The 15381-nt window shown below is 72.5% G+C and carries 15 protein-coding genes and 1 tRNA gene; 8 read left to right on the forward strand and 8 right to left on the reverse strand.

The window, feature by feature from the left end; translation table 11 throughout:
• Positions 1-15 precede the first annotated feature (15 nt).
• The 5 genes from CXY01_RS13200 to CXY01_RS13220 are packed head-to-tail and all read right to left on the reverse strand — an operon-like array spanning position 16 to position 5357.
• Positions 16-1041 (reverse strand): adenosine deaminase, encoded by a 1026-nt coding sequence (locus tag CXY01_RS13200; protein WP_146927905.1) that lies wholly within the window; start codon positions 1039-1041, stop codon positions 16-18.
• Positions 1038-1730 (reverse strand): response regulator transcription factor, encoded by a 693-nt coding sequence (locus tag CXY01_RS13205; RefSeq protein WP_146927906.1) that lies wholly within the window; start codon positions 1728-1730, stop codon positions 1038-1040. The genes CXY01_RS13200 and CXY01_RS13205 overlap by 4 nt, the downstream gene beginning before the upstream one ends.
• Positions 1727-3268: a sensor histidine kinase gene (locus tag CXY01_RS13210; protein ID WP_146927907.1), complete on the reverse strand. Its 1542-nt coding sequence runs from the start codon at positions 3266-3268 to the stop codon at positions 1727-1729. Before CXY01_RS13210 ends, CXY01_RS13205 begins: the two co-directional genes overlap by 4 nt.
• 42 nt (positions 3269-3310) lie before the next feature.
• On the reverse strand, positions 3311-4075 hold the full coding sequence (locus tag CXY01_RS13215; RefSeq protein ID WP_146927908.1) for a VOC family protein: 765 nt from the start codon (positions 4073-4075) through the stop codon (positions 3311-3313).
• A 52-nt stretch (positions 4076-4127) separates the two neighbouring features.
• Positions 4128-5357: a pyridoxal phosphate-dependent aminotransferase gene (locus tag CXY01_RS13220; protein ID WP_146928086.1), complete on the reverse strand. Its 1230-nt coding sequence runs from the start codon at positions 5355-5357 to the stop codon at positions 4128-4130.
• A gap of 256 nt (positions 5358-5613) precedes the next feature.
• Between CXY01_RS13220 and CXY01_RS13225 the strand changes: the two genes are divergently transcribed.
• From CXY01_RS13225 to rplA, 5 genes are all read left to right on the forward strand, one after another.
• Positions 5614-5686 (forward strand) — tRNA-Trp (locus CXY01_RS13225).
• A gap of 148 nt (positions 5687-5834) precedes the next feature.
• Positions 5835-6122, forward strand: a complete 288-nt coding sequence (secE, locus tag CXY01_RS13230) for a preprotein translocase subunit SecE (RefSeq protein WP_146927909.1) — start codon at positions 5835-5837, stop codon at positions 6120-6122.
• Positions 6123-6230: 108 nt separating this feature from the next.
• The gene (gene nusG, locus CXY01_RS13235) at positions 6231-7058 is read left to right on the forward strand and encodes a transcription termination/antitermination protein NusG (protein ID WP_146927910.1); all 828 of its coding nucleotides are present in this window, start codon (positions 6231-6233) and stop codon (positions 7056-7058) included.
• 85 nt (positions 7059-7143) lie between these two features.
• The gene (gene rplK, locus CXY01_RS13240; protein WP_056023364.1) at positions 7144-7575 is read left to right on the forward strand and encodes a 50S ribosomal protein L11; all 432 of its coding nucleotides are present in this window, start codon (positions 7144-7146) and stop codon (positions 7573-7575) included.
• 268 nt (positions 7576-7843) lie between these two features.
• Positions 7844-8560: a 50S ribosomal protein L1 gene (gene rplA / locus CXY01_RS13245; RefSeq protein ID WP_146927911.1), complete on the forward strand. Its 717-nt coding sequence runs from the start codon at positions 7844-7846 to the stop codon at positions 8558-8560.
• 76 nt (positions 8561-8636) lie between these two features.
• On the opposite strand, the gene CXY01_RS13250 is transcribed toward rplA, so the two are convergent.
• The 3 genes from CXY01_RS13250 to CXY01_RS13260 form a co-directional block, all read right to left on the reverse strand.
• The gene (locus tag CXY01_RS13250) at positions 8637-9155 is read right to left on the reverse strand and encodes a hypothetical protein (protein ID WP_146927912.1); all 519 of its coding nucleotides are present in this window, start codon (positions 9153-9155) and stop codon (positions 8637-8639) included.
• Complete coding sequence (locus CXY01_RS13255; RefSeq protein ID WP_146927913.1) at positions 9139-9765, reverse strand: RNA polymerase sigma factor; 627 nt, start codon at positions 9763-9765, stop codon at positions 9139-9141. The genes CXY01_RS13250 and CXY01_RS13255 overlap by 17 nt, the downstream gene beginning before the upstream one ends.
• 67 nt (positions 9766-9832) lie before the next feature.
• A complete protein-coding gene (locus CXY01_RS13260; protein ID WP_146927914.1) occupies positions 9833-11239 on the reverse strand; it encodes a S8 family peptidase in 1407 nt (468 codons plus the stop codon).
• Positions 11240-11402: 163 nt separating this feature from the next.
• Between CXY01_RS13260 and CXY01_RS13265 the strand changes: the two genes are divergently transcribed.
• The 3 genes from CXY01_RS13265 (at position 11403) to rplL (ending at position 15241) form a co-directional block, all read left to right on the forward strand.
• Entirely contained in the window at positions 11403-13976 is a 2574-nt protein-coding gene (locus tag CXY01_RS13265; RefSeq protein WP_186813405.1) for a CHAT domain-containing protein, read from the forward strand.
• 255 nt (positions 13977-14231) lie between these two features.
• Positions 14232-14765, forward strand: coding sequence for a 50S ribosomal protein L10 (gene rplJ, locus CXY01_RS13270; protein ID WP_146927916.1), 534 nt, complete (start codon positions 14232-14234; stop codon positions 14763-14765).
• Between the two features lie 83 nt (positions 14766-14848).
• Positions 14849-15241: a 50S ribosomal protein L7/L12 gene (gene rplL, locus CXY01_RS13275; protein WP_146927917.1), complete on the forward strand. Its 393-nt coding sequence runs from the start codon at positions 14849-14851 to the stop codon at positions 15239-15241.
• Positions 15242-15381: the final 140 nt, after the last annotated feature.

The raw sequence follows: 15381 nt of genomic DNA on the forward strand, positions 1-15381 counted from the left end.
TCGGCCGGCTCGGTGTCAAGCAGCGAGCCAGGCGTCGACCCCGGAGAGCAGTCGCGCCCGGACGTCGTCGGCCGCGCGGCTGGCCCGCACGGACGCCCGCGCCAGGTCCGCCAGCTCGTCGTCGGAGAACCCGTGCGCGTCCCGCGCGATCACGTACTGGTCCAGCAGGCGCGAGCGGAACAGCAGCGGGTCGTCGGCCCCGAGCGCCACGGTCGCCCCGGCCTCCACCAGCGCGCGCAGCGGCACCTCGTCGGCCGACGCGTACACGCCGAGCGACACGTTCGACGCCGGGCACACCTCGAGCGCGACGCCGCCCGCGACCACCCGCTCGAGCACCCGGGGATCCTCCGCGGACCGCACCCCGTGGCCCAGCCGGTCGGGGCGCAGGTGGTCGACCACGTCCTCCACGTGCGCAGGTCCCAGTAGCTCGCCGCCGTGCGGCACGGACGCCAGACCGGCCGCACGGGCGATCGCGAACGCGTGCGCGAACTCCGCGGTCTCGCCCCGCCGCTCGTCGTTCGACAGCCCGAACCCGACGACCTGACCGGGGCCGTCGCCCGCGTGGTGCGCGGCCAGCCGTGCGAGCGTGCGCGCCTCCAGGGGGTGCCGCATCCGGGAGGCAGCGACGATCACCCCGACGTCCACCCCGGTGTCGGCGGACGCCTGGCGGGCCGCGTCGAGCACGATCTCGAGCGCCGGCGTCAGGCCCCCGACGAACGGCGCGTACGACGTCGGGTCCACCTGGAGCTCCAGGCGGCCCGAGCCCTCCGCCGCGTCGTCCTGGGCCGCCTCCGCGACGATCCGCCGCATGTCGGCCTCGCTGCGCACGCAGGCCCGTGCCGCGTCGTACAGCCGCTGGAACCGGAACCAGCCGCGCTCGGTGGACGGCACGTGCAACGGGTCGTCGTCGAGGAGCGCGGACGGCAGGCGGATCCCGTGCGTCGCCGCCAGGTCCGCCAGCGTGGACACCCGCATCGACCCCGTGAAGTGCAGGTGCAGGTGTGCCTTGGGCAGCAGTGCGAGGTCGCGCGTCGAGGTCACGCGCCTGCCGTCGTGGTCGTGGCGACGTCGATCAGCCGGTACCCGACACCGCGGACGGTGTCGAAGTGCTCGGCGCCGACCTTCCGGCGCAGGTACCGCACGTAGACGTCGACGACGTTGGAGCCCGGGTCGAAGTCGAACCCCCAGACCTCCGAGAGCAGGCGTTCGCGCGTGAGCACGTCACCGGGGTGCCGCAGGAACGTCTCCGCCAGCGCGAACTCGCGGGCCGACAGGTCGACCTCCTGGTTGCCCACCTTCATCCGCCGGGTCCGCAGGTCCAGCTGGAGCGCGCCGTGCTTGAGCACCGACGTCTCGCCGGACGCCGCCCCCTGTGCCCGCAGCCGCAGCCGCACGCGGGCCAGCAGCTCCTCGAACCGGAACGGCTTGGCCATGTAGTCGTCGGCCCCGGACTCCAGGCCGGTGACGGTGTCCGTGACGGACGACCGTGCGGTCAGCACGATGACGGGGACGGTCTCGCCGGCCGCCCGCAGCCGGCGCAGGACCTCGAAGCCGTCGATGTCGACGAGGCCGAGGTCGAGGATGAGCAGGTCGACGTCCCCGGAGTGGACCCGGGTCAGAGCCTCCTCGCCGGAGGTCACCGCGCTCGTCTCGAAGCCGGAGGCGCGCAGGCCCTTGGCGACGAACGCGGCGATACGTTCTTCGTCCTCCGCGATGAGGATGTGCGTCATAGGTACTCCACGAGCTCGGTGACAGGTCGGGGTTCGCCGTCCACGAGGTCGACAGCCGGCAGGTCCAGCACGAAGACCGCGCCGGAGCCGACGTTAGCCGGTGGATGCTCCACGAACACACGTCCGTGGTGGGCGTGTGCGATCGCGGCGACGATGGGCAGCCCCAGGCCGGCCCCGTGCGAGATGCGGTCGGCCTGCCCGCGGTGGAACCGTTCGAAGATGCGGTCGGTCTCGGCGGCCGGCACGCCCGGTCCCTCGTCGCGCACCCACAGGAGCAGCCGGTCGCCTGACACCTCGCTCCCCAGCCGCACGGTCGAGCCGGGCGCGGAGTACCGGTGCGCGTTCGCGACGAGCTGCAGCCACGCCTGCGTGATCCGCTGGGCGTCCAGCAGCACGGTGACGTCCGCCCGCGAAGCGACCACCCAGCGCCGGTCGCCGAGGCCGCGCGCCTTGTCGTGCACGTCGTCCGTCAGCCGCCCGACGTCGGTGGGCGCCAGCCGGACGAAGTCGGGCCGGTCGGCGGTGGCCAGCGTCATGAGGTCGTCGACGAGCCGCTGCATCCGGTCGAGCTCGTCCAGGGCGAGCGCCTGCGTGGCGCGCACGTCGTCGGGGTCGTCCGCGTCGACCAGCTCGAGGTGGCCGCGCACGATCGTCAGGGGCGTGCGCAGCTCGTGCCCGACGTCGTCGAGGAGCTCGCGCTGCGACCCGAAGGCGCGCTCGAGGCGGTCGAGCATCGCGTTGACCGTGCGGGCCAGGTTGGACAGGTCGTCCTTGCCGGTGACCGTGATGCGTTCCGAGAGGTCGGACTCCGTGATGCGGCGCGTGGTGTCCCGCAGGAGCCGGATGGGTCGCAGCAGGCGGCCGACGACGAACCACGCGACGACCGAGATGACCGCGAGCGCGGCGAGGCCGACCGCGGAGTAGGTGAAGAACGTGCTGCGCAGGCCCGACATCTCCGCGGACCGGTCGAACGCCACGACGAACAGCCCGGCGCTCGGGTCCCCGGCCAGCAGCACCGGCACGGCGATGAAGCGGTACTGCGTGATCGACGTGCCCACGGTGCGTGGCAGCGACGGCTCGTCGGGGGTGATCTCGGACAGCACCGCGACCAGCTCGGGGTCCTTCTCCAGCCGCACGGACCTCGTCTCCGCGGCGGGCCGCAGGTGGAGCTCGCCGTCGAGCAGCGTGACGACGCCCTCGTTCTTGCCGGGCACGCGGGCGCGGATGCCCTCCCGGAGCACGTCGCTCACGCTGGCGAACGGCTGGCCGGTCTCCCGGTCCTCGGCGGCCTCGACGACGCGGAGCGCTGCCACGGCGCGGGACAACGAGTTGTCGATCCGCTCGTCGGTCTCGGCGGCCTGCAGCGCGAACGCGGTCGCGCCGGCGATCATCACCGTCAGCGCGGAGAGCACGACCACCGCGGTCAGCAGCCGGGCTCTTACCGTCAGGTGCGCCAGCGTCCGCTGGTAGACGGGGATGGCGCCCGTCGCGGAACCGGGCGTGTCGGCGTGGGCGCCGGCCCGGGCGCTGCGTGGCATGCAGGCAAGTATGTCCGTCGCGACGCGTGGTGCGCAGGCGTCTCAGTCCAGCGACCGCATGAACGACCAGAGGTGCCCCTCGACGTCGTACGCGCTGTAGACGCGGTAGCCGTAGTCCTGGTCCACCGGCTGCTGCCGGACCTCGACGCCGGCCGCGACGGACCGCTCGTGGTGCGCGTCGACGTCGTCCACCAGCACGGCGACCGAGGCGGTGGTCGCGCCGACCGAACGGGGCGACGCCAGCCGGTACGCGTCCTGCTCCGGGTGCAGCCAGATGACCCCGTCGCCGGCGTGCACCTCGCCGTGCACCGCCCGGCCCTCGCCGTCGCGCACGAGCTCGCCCGGCAGCAGCCCGAACCGCTCGACCAGCCACGCGTGCGCCGCGCCGACGTCGGCGTAGACGAGCAGCATGATGCGCTGCTGCGCCGGAGGCTCGAGGCTCGTCATCCCCTCGAGCACGGCGACCAGGTCGGTGCCACCCGCCTGGAGCGCCCCCGCCACGGTCGACCGCAGCCGGGCCGTCGCCTCCAGGCGCGCGTCGAGGGCGGCCAGGTGGGCCCGCATGGCCGACGCGAGGTCCCACGCGGGATCGTCGAGCGCGCGCCGCACCTCGGCCAGGTTCATGCCCAGCCGCCGCAGCAGCCCCACCCGGTACAGCCGTGCCTCGTCCTCGGCGTCGTAGAGGCGGTGCCCGGCGGGACTGCGTCCCGAGGGCGTCAGCAGCCCGATCTGCTCGTAGTAGTGCAGCGTCCGGACCGTCAGCCCGGTCGCCTCCGCCAGCTCGCCCACCCGGTGTCCTGTCGTCATGCGACCGACGCTAGGACCTGACGCCGCGTCAGGGGCAAGAGCCTGTGAGCCGCTACTCGGCCTCGCCGAGCAGCGCCTGGATCCGCGTGACGCCCTCGACCAGGTCGTCGTCGCTCAGCGCGTACGACAGCCGCAGGTAGCCGCTCGGCCCGAAGGCCTCACCCGGGACCACCGCGACCTCGGCCTGCTCGAGGATGAGGGTGGCCAGCTCCGCCGAGGTGCGGGGTGTCACGCCCCGGATCGTGCGGCCGAGCAGCGCCTCGACGGACGGGTAGACGTAGAACGCCCCCTCGGGTGCGGGGATCCGCACGCCGTCGATCTGCGACAGCATGTCGACGATCGTGCGGCGCCGGCGGTCGAACGCGGTCCGCATCTCCTCGACCGCGGCGAGGTCGCCGGTGAGCGCGGTGATCGCCGCGCGCTGCGACACGTTCGCCACGTTCGACGTCAGGTGCGACTGCAGGTTCGTGGCGGCCGTGATGACGTCGGCCGGCCCGATCATCCAGCCGACCCGCCACCCGGTCATCGCGTACGTCTTGGCGACGCCGTTGACGACGATCGTCGTGTCCGCCAGCTCCGGCACCGCGCGCACGATCGGCGTGAACACCGCGTCGTCGTAGGTGAGGTGCTCGTAGATCTCGTCCGTGATGACCCAGATGCCGTGCTCGAGCGCCCAGGCGCCGATCGCGGCGGTCTGCTCGGGGGAGTACACCGCGCCGGTCGGGTTGGAGGGCGAGCAGAACAGCAGCGCCTTCGTCCGCGGGGTGCGCGCGGCCTCGAGCTGCTCGACCGTCACCAGGTAGCCCTGGTCCACGCCGGCGAACACCTCGACGGGCAGGCCGCCCGCCAGGCGGATCGCCTCGGGGTAGGTGGTCCAGTACGGCGCGGGGAGCAGCACCTCGTCGCCCGGGTCCACGACGGCCGCGAACGACTGGAACACGGCCTGCTTGCCCCCGTTGGTGACCAGCACGCTGGACGGCTTCACCTCGTACCCGGAGTCGCGCAGGGTCTTCGCGGCGATCGCCTCGCGCAGCGCCGGCAGTCCCGCGGCCGGCGTGTACCGGTGGTTCACCGGGTCCTTCGCCGCGGCGACCGCGGAGTCGACGATGTACGCGGGCGTCGGGAAGTCCGGCTCACCGGCGCCGAAGCCGATCACGGGGCGACCGGCGGCCTTGAGCGCCTTCGCCTTGGCGTCGACCGCCAGCGTCGCGGACTCGGCGATCGCGGCCAGTCGGGCGGACACACGGGGGCGGGGGGAGGTCTGCTCGCTCACGGGCCCCATAGTGGCAGAGGTCACGTCCGGTGGTGCCAGGCGATATCGGCAGGTGACACGCTCGCCTGCGGGTGCGCCGGGCGAGGTCTCGACGCGGTCTGCGGGCGGTTCGACCCACGGGCGGTCGTCGCGTACAGTGGATCCCCGGCGGTTGACGTCCGCCATGATGAGCCGTGCCCCGGAGGACTCCGGTAGCCGCACGGACCCCCTCCGGGTGGTGTCCGTCGGTGTCGCGCGGCTGGTGTCATGGCGACCAGGCCGTCGTAGGGCAGTGGCGCAATTGGTAGCGCAGCGGTCTCCAAAACCGCAGGTTGCAGGTTCGAGTCCTGTCTGCCCTGCGCACGCGTCTGGTCCACCGGGTTCGCCCGGCGGCCCAGGAGAAGCGAGCAGGACCGCCGGTCGGTCCGGCGCGACGCGTCGGCCCGTCCGTCTGCCGGGATCCACACGGAGCCCGGCACGAGGAACCACGAGACGTAGGGGTCAGACGTGAGCGAAACAGCACCGGCTGCGGCGTCCGACGCCGAGGGTTCGGCGGCGCGCCCGTCGACGTCCAAGGGTGCCCGCAAGGGCGAGTCCCGTGGCGGGCTGTTCGCGCGCATCGCGCTCTTCGTCCGCCAGGTCGTCGCGGAGCTGAAGAAGGTCGTCCGGCCCACGCGGTCGGAGCTGCTCACCTACACGAGCGTCGTGCTCGTGTTCGTCGCGGTGGTCATGGCCTTCGTCACCGTGGTCGACCTGGGGATCGGCAAGCTCACGTTCTGGGTCTTCGGAGGCTGACGCCCGTCGGGGCTGCGGTCCCGAGAACGAGGTCGTCGCCCCACCCGGGTCGAGCACCCATCGCACCGGCCCGCCGGTGCGCACACGCAGGAGAAAGCAGGTTCGCACGTGTCGCAGGAGTCGCAGGAGCCCACCACGGGCGCCGAGGCGGAGCTCGAGGACGCCATCGCGTCGGTCGAGGCCGTCGAGTCGTCGGCCGGCGAGGACGCCTCCACCGAGGATGTCAGCGCCGACGCCACCGAGAGCGACGAGCCGGCGGCCGACGAGGCCGACGAGGCTGAGGTCGACGGCGCCGAGGTCGACGAGGCTGACGCTGACGACGAGCCCGACGTCGAGGAGGACCCGGTCGCCGCGTTCAAGGCGCAGCTCCGGAGCCAGCTCGGTGACTGGTACGTCATCCACTCCTACGCCGGCTACGAGAACCGCGTGAAGGCGAACCTCGAGAACCGCCGCCAGAGCCTGAACATGGAGGACTTCATCTACGCGGTGGAGGTCCCCATGGAAGAGGTCGTGGAGATCAAGAACGCGCAGCGCAAGGTCGTCAAGCGCGTCCGGATCCCCGGCTACGTCCTGGTCCGCATGGACCTCACCGACGAGTCGTGGGGCGCCGTCCGGCACACGCCGGGCGTCACCGGCTTCGTCGGCCACACCCACCAGCCCGTGCCGCTGACGCTCGACGAGGTCTTCTCGATGCTCGCGCCGTCGCTGGAGCCCAAGCAGCCGACCACGGCCGCAGGTGCCGCCAAGGCCGCGTCGCAGATCAAGGTCGACTTCACCGTCGGCGAGTCGGTCACCGTCACGGACGGCCCGTTCGACACGCTGCCCGCCACGATCTCCGAGATCAACGCCGAGAACCAGAAGCTCAAGGTCCTCGTCTCCATCTTCGGCCGGGAGACCCCGGTCGAGCTGTCCTTCAGCCAGGTCGCCAAGATCTGACTGACGCTTCCCCGCGTCTGCGGGGTGAGCACTGCAACCGGGTCATCGCCCACGGCGTCGGCCCACGACACGAACGGATGTAGCAATGCCCCCGAAGAAGAAGGTCACCGGCCTGATCAAGCTCCAGATCAAGGCCGGCGCGGCCACTCCTGCGCCGCCCATCGGTCCGGCACTGGGCCAGCACGGCGTCAACATCATGGAGTTCTGCAAGGCGTACAACGCGGCCACCGAGGCGCAGCGCGGCAACGTCATCCCCGTGGAGATCACGGTGTACGAGGACCGCTCGTTCACCTTCATCACGAAGACGCCGCCGGCCGCTGAGCTGATCAAGAAGGCCGCGGGTGTCGCCAAGGGCTCCCCGACGCCGCACACCGTGAAGGTCGCCACTCTCACCAAGGCGCAGGTCAGCGAGATCGCGAGCACCAAGCTCGAGGACCTCAACGCGAACGACCTCGCCGCGGCCGAGAAGATCATCGCCGGCACGGCCCGCTCGATGGGCATCAAGGTCGAGGGCTGACCGGAGCGAGCACGTAGGTAGGGCGAGCGAAGCGAGTCCTGCCGGAGTGTGAGCGCAGGTCGGCCCGAAGAACGAGTACGGAGGGCTGACCGGAGCGAGCACGTAGGTAGGGCGAGCGAAGCGAGTCCTGCCGGAGTGTGAGCGCAGGTCGGCCCGACAGCAAGCACTGCGGGCTGACCACCAGCACGACAGTGAGCCGGTTTCGGCTCGCTGAGACACATGTGGAAGGGCCGCACCGGCCCGACTGACCACGACAGGAGAGACACGCATGGCCAAGCACAGCAAGGCGTACCGCGCCGCGGTCGAGAAGATCGAGGCGGACCGCCTCTACAGCCCGCTCGAGGCCGTCCGCCTCGCGCAGACGACGTCGACCACCAAGTACGACGCGACCGTCGAGGTGGCCTTCCGCCTCGGTGTCGACCCGCGCAAGGCGGACCAGATGGTCCGTGGCACGGTCAACCTGCCCCACGGCACCGGCAAGACCGCTCGCGTCATCGTCTTCGCGACGGGCGAGCGTGCCGAGCAGGCCCGTGCGGCGGGCGCCGACGAGGTCGGTGGCGACGAGCTGATCGACAAGGTCGCAGCCGGGTACACCGACTTCGACTCCGCCGTCGCGACGCCCGACCTCATGGGCAAGGTCGGTCGACTGGGCAAGGTCCTGGGCCCCCGTGGTCTCATGCCGAACCCGAAGACCGGCACCGTGACGATGGACGTGGCCAAGGCCGTGTCCGACATCAAGGGCGGCAAGATCGAGTTCCGCGTGGACCGTCACGCGAACCTGCACTTCATCATCGGCAAGACCTCGTTCAGCGACACCGCGCTGGTGGAGAACTACGCCGCCGCGCTGGACGAGATCCTGCGTCTGAAGCCGTCCGCCTCGAAGGGCCGCTACATCGCGAAGGCGACCTTCTCGACGACGAACGGTCCTGGCATCCTCGTGGACCAGAACAAGACGCGGAACCTGCTCGAGGAAGACGCCGCCTGACGGCTCTCCTGCACGACGAAGGCCCGGTCCCCCCTGCGGACCGGGCCTTCGTCGTTCGCGGGTGCCTCGGGACGACCTAGTACGGCAGCCACTGGGTGAGGCAGGTGCCGCCCTCGCTGGAGCACTCCAGCCGCAGCGGCCCCTCCGGGTGGACGTCGAACCGGAAGTACCCCACGTCGTCGGTGTCGATGGTCGCGACCACACCGTCGGGCGTCCGCAGGCTGACCCGTCCGGGCGTGGCCGGCAGCAGCTGACCCTCGATCGACGACGACTCGACCTCCACCTCGACGCCGAGGCCGTGGCCCTCGAACACCAGCGTGCGCGAGGTGCCGCCCGAGCGGTCGCGGACGCCGACGGGCGCGTCGAGCGCGGTCGAGTCGTAGACCAGCTCCAGCAGCAGGAGGTCCATCTCCAGGCCGGCGCGGGCGTCGATCATGCCGCGGTGCGCGCGGAACGCCACGTCGGCGCTGGCGACGACCCGGTCGTAGGTCTCCCGCTCGGCCAGCGCGGAGACCAGCTCGGCACCGAGCGCCTCGTCGTCGGCCCAGGGTGTGCGGTCGGGGGTGTGGGCGCGGTCATCAGAGTGCCAGGACATCGCGTCCTCCTTCGTCAGCCGTGGAGGCCGTCCAGGCCCGCACGTAGTTCTTGATCGCCGCCGTCTGTCGCAGGCGGGCGAGTCCACGGCCCCGGGTGGGGCCGATCGAGCCGACGGGGACGCCGAGCTTGTCGGCGATCTCCGCGTAGCTCAGCGGCGGGTCGACCGCGAGCATCAGGAGGATGTCGCGCTGGTGGTCGGGGAGCTCCGCGAGACCGTCGCGCAGGGCCCGCTCGCGCTCGACCGCCAGCATCCGCTCGTCGAGGTCGGAGTCGGAGACCCCGTCGAGGCGCCCGGTCTGCGGGTCCACCGGGACGGTGCGCCGGTTCACGTTGGTGACCCGGATGCACTCGTGGCGGGCGGTGGTGGCGATCCACCCCGGCAGGGCGTGCGGGTCGCGGAGCTTCTCGAGGTTCTCCAGCAGGTTCAGCCACACGGTCTGTGCGACGTCCTCGGCCTGGTGCGGCGTGAGCCGGAACTGGCGCACCCGCGCCACGACGGCCGGCGTGTGCCGGCGCACGATCTCGCCCCAGGCCTGTGAGTCCCCGGCCAGGGCGCCCGCCACCAGCGCGGGGGCGTCCCAGCGGCGGTACGGATCCTCGTCGTCCATGTCTGCATCCCTTCGTCCTGCGACTCGGATGCCATCATGGCGCGCGGTCAGTACGGTGCCCAGCACTTCAGACTCCCGGCAGGATGTCGAACGTCTGGCCGAAGTCCGGCATGGGCCGGCCGGTGGCCAGCAGCTGGACGTAGGCCTGCCGTGCGGAGAGGCCGTGCTCGTGCATGAGTCGGGCCACGGCCCCGGCCACCTGGGGGGCCGCGAACGACGTCCCGCTCCAGCGCGAGAACGCGTCCGCCGGGAAGGACTCCGGGTCCTCGGTGAAGTCCGGCGACTGCTCGCCCTGGACGTACGTCGACAGCACTCCCTCTCCGATGGCGGAGCAGTCGACCCACCAGCCGCGGCTGGAGAACGCACTGGGGCGCAGGTCGGCGGTGAGGGCGCCGACGGAGACGACCCGGCGGAAGGCCGCCGGCCACGTCGGGGTCGTGTCGCCGAAGTTGCCCGCGGCGGCGACGATCAGGGTGTCCTCCCCGCGTTCGAGCTCGATCTCGCGGACCGCGTCGAGCGCGGCGGCGATCGCCAGTGACGGCTGGTCGTACTGCGTCTGGGTGCCGAGCGACAGGTTCACGATCTGCGCGCCGTCGCGGACCGCTCGGACGATCGCGCAGGCCACGTCGATCTCGCTCCCGGTACCGCCCGTCCCGAGCGCGCGGTACATCGTGATGTCGGCGGTCGGCGCGACCTGCGCGACCACGCCGCTCACGAAGGTGCCGTGCCCGGCGGAGAAGTCGAGGAAGCCGTCGAGCGGGTCAGCGTCGAGCGGGTCGACGTTGATGTCGGCGGCGTGGGTGGCCGGGTCGTCCTGGGTGATCCGTGGGATGCCGGTCAGCCACCCGTCGCCGCGCAGGGCACCGTCGATGCCGGTGTCGATGACCGCGACCCGTGCGCCGTCGCCCTCGCCGGTCGCGAACGTGGCGTAGGAGCCGAAGTCCCCGATGGTGGGGACCGCGACGCCGCTGAACGGCTTCACGATCGGGCCGAGCGGGGCGATGTGGGTCAGCGAGGCGGCGAAGCCCCGCGCGCGCAGCTCGCTGACGGTGTCCTCGAGGTGCTCGGTGCTCGTCGGCTGCGTGGTGACCAGCCGGACCAGGCGGCTCTCGAGGTCCGCGCACCCGAGCTCGGCCTCGACCAGCCCGCGCCGTCCGACGTACGTCCGCACGCCACGGTCCTGCCACGACGACTCGGTCACCAGGATCTCCCCGGTCACCACCATCGTCTCGAGCCCGTTGTCCTTGACGAGGACGGCGAGCCGGGTGTCGTGGCGCAGGTTCCACCGCTCCTGGACCGCCGAGTTCAGGCGGCGTCGGAGCCCGGCGTCCGTGCGGCGCTGGGCCAGCTCGTCAACCTGCCGCTGTACGCGCTGCCGCACCCGGGCGGGTACCGGCTCGACGGCCGCCCCGGACCGGTAGTCGCGCCCGAAGGGTCGCCCCGGCGTGCGGGGTTCGTCCGATGACGTGCTCACATGCACTCCTTGCTCGCCTAGACTCCGAAAGATGTGCCCGTCCGGCATCGGGTCCGACCCGACAGCGCCGAACGACGAGCCTCATGCCATACCAGAGGCCCGAGCCGACCTCCTGATACATCTGAGTTCGTTGATGGACGCGGTCGATGTCGATCCGAGGTCGGTGGAGCCTCAGGCGCAGGCCGTCGTGGTGGTGGCGCGTGCGCGGAAGGACCCCGAGCTGCTCGGGCTGAGCCTACGGCTGCTGGCCGCGACATTTCGGGCACGGTGGGACGATTCGTCCGCGCGTCCGCTGCTCGACGAGGCCCTGCGGGTCACCCGGCGGCACCGCGTGTGGCACGTCGCCGCCACCGTCCTCGCCAGCCGCGCGTCCGTGCAGCACGAGCTGGGCGACGTGCGCGCCGCCGCTCGTGACCTCGACGCCGCGCTCGCGGCGATGAGCCGGGCGACCTCCATCGAGCCTGCCGAGCGTGCGCGCTTCCTGGCCCGTGTCGGGCTCTCGCTGGCGGTGGTCGAGCAGCACGCGGGCCGGCTCACGGAGTCGGAGCAGCGGTACCGCGCGATCCTCGCGAGCGAGGCGCTGGACCCCCGTTCGGCGGCGATCGCGACGAACAACCTGGCCCTCGTGCTCGCCGAGCGCGGTGACTACGACGAGGCGATCGACGCGGCGGACGCGGCGGTCGCGCTCGCGACGTCCCAGGTGCCCAGCCTCGAGGCGCCGCTGGTGCAGAGCCGGGCCTGGATCGCGGTCCGGGCCGGCCGGCTGCAGGAGGGCATGCGGGACTTCGACCGGTCGGCCCAGGCGTACGTGGCAGCCGGCATCCCGCTCGGGGAGTACTACACCGAGTACGCCGACGCGATGACGGACCTGCGGCTGCTGCCCGAGGCCGCCGCTGCGGCCGCCCGGGCGGTCGAGGAGCTGGACGCGGCCGGGCTCCAGCTCATGCTGACCGAGGCGCAGATGCGGCTCGCCCGGATCTCGTTGCTGACCGGCCGCGCGCAGGAGGCCGGCGAGCTGGCGGACGAGGCCGCGCAGGCGGCTCGACGCCAGCGCCGCGCGACGTGGTCCGCCCGCGCGCAGCTCATCGGTGTGGAGGCGCGGCTGCAGGCCGGCACGGCGGGGCTCGACGAGCTCGCGGTCGCGCGCCGTGCCGCCGGTCGTCTCGAGAGCTCGGGTGACCTGCACAGCGCCGTGGAGGCGTACCTCGTCGCCGGGCGTGTCGCTCTCGACCTGGACCGGCCCCGGTCGGCGGCGCCCGCCCTGTCGCGGGCGCGGTCCCTCGCCGAGAGGGGACAGGTCCTCGTCCGGCTGCGGGGGAGGGTCGCCGGTGCGCTGGCGGAGCGGGCGTCGGGCAACCCGGCAGGCGTCCTGGCGGAGTGCCGCGCGGGGCTGCGCGACCTCGCCGTGCACCGCTCGGTCATGCCCACCATCGAGCTGCGCGCCCTGGCGTCCGGCCACGGCGCCGAGCTGGGGGAGATCGGGCTGGGTGTCGTCCTGGCCGGGGCGTCGCCGGCCAGGACCCTCGCGTGGATGGAGCGCACCCGTGCGGCGGCGCTGAGCACCCGGCTGCCCGCTTCCGACGTCCCGGTGGTCCGGCCGCGCAGCCCGTCCGGGGGCGACGCACAGGCGCAGGACGCGGAACCCGGCGGAGCAGACGTGAGCCGCTCGCGGGTGGGCGGTGACGTGCGGGTCCCGGTGCTCGACTGGTCGGCGCGGCAGGACGTCGCCCCCAAGCTCGTCGCCCTGCCGCAGGTGCCCGGGCTCGCCGCCACGCGGGAGGCGCTCGACGGGCGCACCCTGGTCGAGCTCGGCAAGCTCGAGGGCCGGCTCGTCGCGGTCGTCGTGGAATCGCGGCGTGCGCGACTGGTCGAGCTGGGCGCCGAGGAGCAGGTCGCCACGGAGCTCCGTCCCCTGCTGTTCGCCCTGCGCCGCCTGGCCAACCCTCGCGGCGGTGCGGCGGCGGAGGCGGCCCGCGCGAGCGCCGACCTGCGGATAGCCCGCCTGCGCGACCTGCTGATCGCGCCGTTGGGTGTCGGCGCGCAGGACGAGCTGGTGGTGGTCCCGGTGGGCATGCTGCATGGCGTGCCGTGGTCCTGCCTGCACGACGGTCCGCTCGCGCAGGCACCGTCGGCGACCTTCTGGGTCCGCACCCGGCGAGCGGCGCTGGCGCGCGGGCGGACCGGTTCGACGGTGCTGGTCGCCGGCCCGGACCTCGTGGGCGCCAACGAGGAGATCGACGCCCTGCGCGCCGTCCACCCGGGCGCTCTCGTGCTGGACCGGGCGGATGCCCAGGCGCACACGGTCGTCGCCGCGCTCGCGGACGCGGACCTTGCGCACCTGGCGTGCCACGGCTCACCCCGCGCCGACAACCCGATGTTCTCCTCCCTGCTCCTCGCCGACGGTCCCGTGACGGTCCAGGAGCTGCACGGCGCGGGCGTCGCGCCCCACCGGCTGGTCCTGGCGTCGTGCCACTCGGGCGCGGACGTCGCCTACCTCGGCGACGAGGTGCTCGGCTTCGTCAGCGCGATGCTCGCGCAGGGCACGGCGGGGGTGGTCGCGAGCATCGCCGCGGTGCCGGACGTGGCTGCCGTCGACCTCATGCTGGAGCTGCACCGTGGCCTGCAGGACGGTCTGACGCTCGCGCGGGCGCTGCACGCAGCCCGGGGGAGGGTGGACCGCTCGACGCCGGAGGGCTTCGTCAACTGGTGCACGTTCAGCGCGCACGGCGCCGCCTGACCGCGGATTTGGTCGGCGGCCCCGGGGTGCCGTACCTTGGGGGGACCCAAAGACCGCCGGTCGTCGACCGTGTCGCGCGCACGCAGTGCTCGTGGCCCGATCGCCCGAAGTCCCGCAGCAGCGGAGGCCAGCGCAGGTGAGAGTTCCCGGATGGTTCGGCTTGCGCCGAGCTGCCTGCCGAGCCCCGCGCCTGCGCGGGGCTCTTCTTGTTGGTGGGGCGTGACGACCGGTGGCACCACCATCGGAAGGATTGCCATGGCGAGGCCGGACAAGGCAGCCGCTGTCGCAGAGCTCACGGACCTGTTCCGTGACTCCAACGCGGCCGTGCTGACCGAGTACCGCGGGCTCACCGTTGCGCAGCTCAAGAAGCTGCGCAAGGCGCTCAGCGGCAACGCAACCTACGCCGTGGTGAAGAACACGCTGACCGCGATCGCGGCCAAGGATGCCGGCCTCGAAGGCCTCGACGACGCGCTCACGGGCCCGTCGGCGATCGCCTTCGTCTCCGGTGACCCGGTCGAGGCCGCCAAGGGACTGCGTGACTTCGCCAAGGCGAACCCCGCACTGGTCATCAAGGGCGGTGTCCTCGAAGGACGCGCCCTGACCGCTGCGGACGTCACCAAGCTCGCGGACCTCGAGTCCCGTGAGGTTCTGCTGGCCAAGGCTGCCGGCGTGTTCAAGGCGTCGCTGTACCAGGCGGCCTACCTGTTCACCGCCCCCGCCGCTCAGGCTGCACGCACCGTCGACGCGCTCCGGCTCAAGCTGGACGAGTCGACCGAGGTCGCTGCCTGAGCCATCCGGCTCCAGGCGCTCAAGAACCCCGTCCGAGCACGGCCACCACGGCCCTCGGACATCGATCGGAAGGAACCGCCACCATGGCGAAGCTCACCACCACCGAGCTCATCGACGCGTTCAAGGAGCTCTCCCTCATTGAGCTCTCCGAGTTCGTGAAGGCATTCGAGGAGACCTTCGAGGTCACCGCTGCTGCTCCGGTCGCCGTCGCGGCCGCCCCCGGCGCCGGCGGCGGCGCTGCCGAGGCCGAGGCCGAGGAGGAGAAGGACTCGTTCGACGTCGTCCTCGAGGCCGCCGGTGACAAGAAGATCCAGGTCATCAAGGAGGTGCGCGTCCTGACGTCCCTCGGTCTGAAGGAGGCCAAGGACGTCGTCGACGCCGCCCCCAAGGCCGTCCTGGAGGGTGTCACCAAGGAGAACGCCGAGAAGGCCAAGGCGCAGCTCGAGGCCGCCGGCGCGACCGTCACCCTCAAGTGATCGCCGCCTCCGTCGCCGGTCAGCCGGTCGCACGGAGGTAGCACGCAGCACGCTCGACGAGGCCCGCACCCTGCACGGGGTGCGGGCCTCGTCGCGTCCGGGAGTGCGACCGAGGACGCGACCGAGGACGCGCCCGAGGA

The sequence above is a fragment of the Cellulomonas xylanilytica genome, assembly GCF_007989805.1.
Taxonomy (GTDB): domain Bacteria; phylum Actinomycetota; class Actinomycetes; order Actinomycetales; family Cellulomonadaceae; genus Cellulomonas; species Cellulomonas xylanilytica.

Coding starts and splice junctions, on each gene's coding strand:
- rplL (WP_146927917.1), top strand. CDS start 14,849: ATGGCGAAGCTCACCACCACCGAGCTCATCGACGCGTTCAAGGAGCTC.
- CXY01_RS13220 (WP_146928086.1), bottom strand. CDS start 5,357: ATGGGGCCCGTGAGCGAGCAGACCTCCCCCCGCCCCCGTGTGTCCGCC.
- CXY01_RS13210 (WP_146927907.1), bottom strand. CDS start 3,268: ATGCCACGCAGCGCCCGGGCCGGCGCCCACGCCGACACGCCCGGTTCC.
- CXY01_RS13255 (WP_146927913.1), bottom strand. CDS start 9,765: ATGGACGACGAGGATCCGTACCGCCGCTGGGACGCCCCCGCGCTGGTG.
- rplK (WP_056023364.1), top strand. CDS start 7,144: ATGCCCCCGAAGAAGAAGGTCACCGGCCTGATCAAGCTCCAGATCAAG.
- CXY01_RS13215 (WP_146927908.1), bottom strand. CDS start 4,075: ATGACGACAGGACACCGGGTGGGCGAGCTGGCGGAGGCGACCGGGCTG.
- rplA (WP_146927911.1), top strand. CDS start 7,844: ATGGCCAAGCACAGCAAGGCGTACCGCGCCGCGGTCGAGAAGATCGAG.
- rplJ (WP_146927916.1), top strand. CDS start 14,232: ATGGCGAGGCCGGACAAGGCAGCCGCTGTCGCAGAGCTCACGGACCTG.
- CXY01_RS13205 (WP_146927906.1), bottom strand. CDS start 1,730: ATGACGCACATCCTCATCGCGGAGGACGAAGAACGTATCGCCGCGTTC.
- CXY01_RS13250 (WP_146927912.1), bottom strand. CDS start 9,155: ATGTCCTGGCACTCTGATGACCGCGCCCACACCCCCGACCGCACACCC.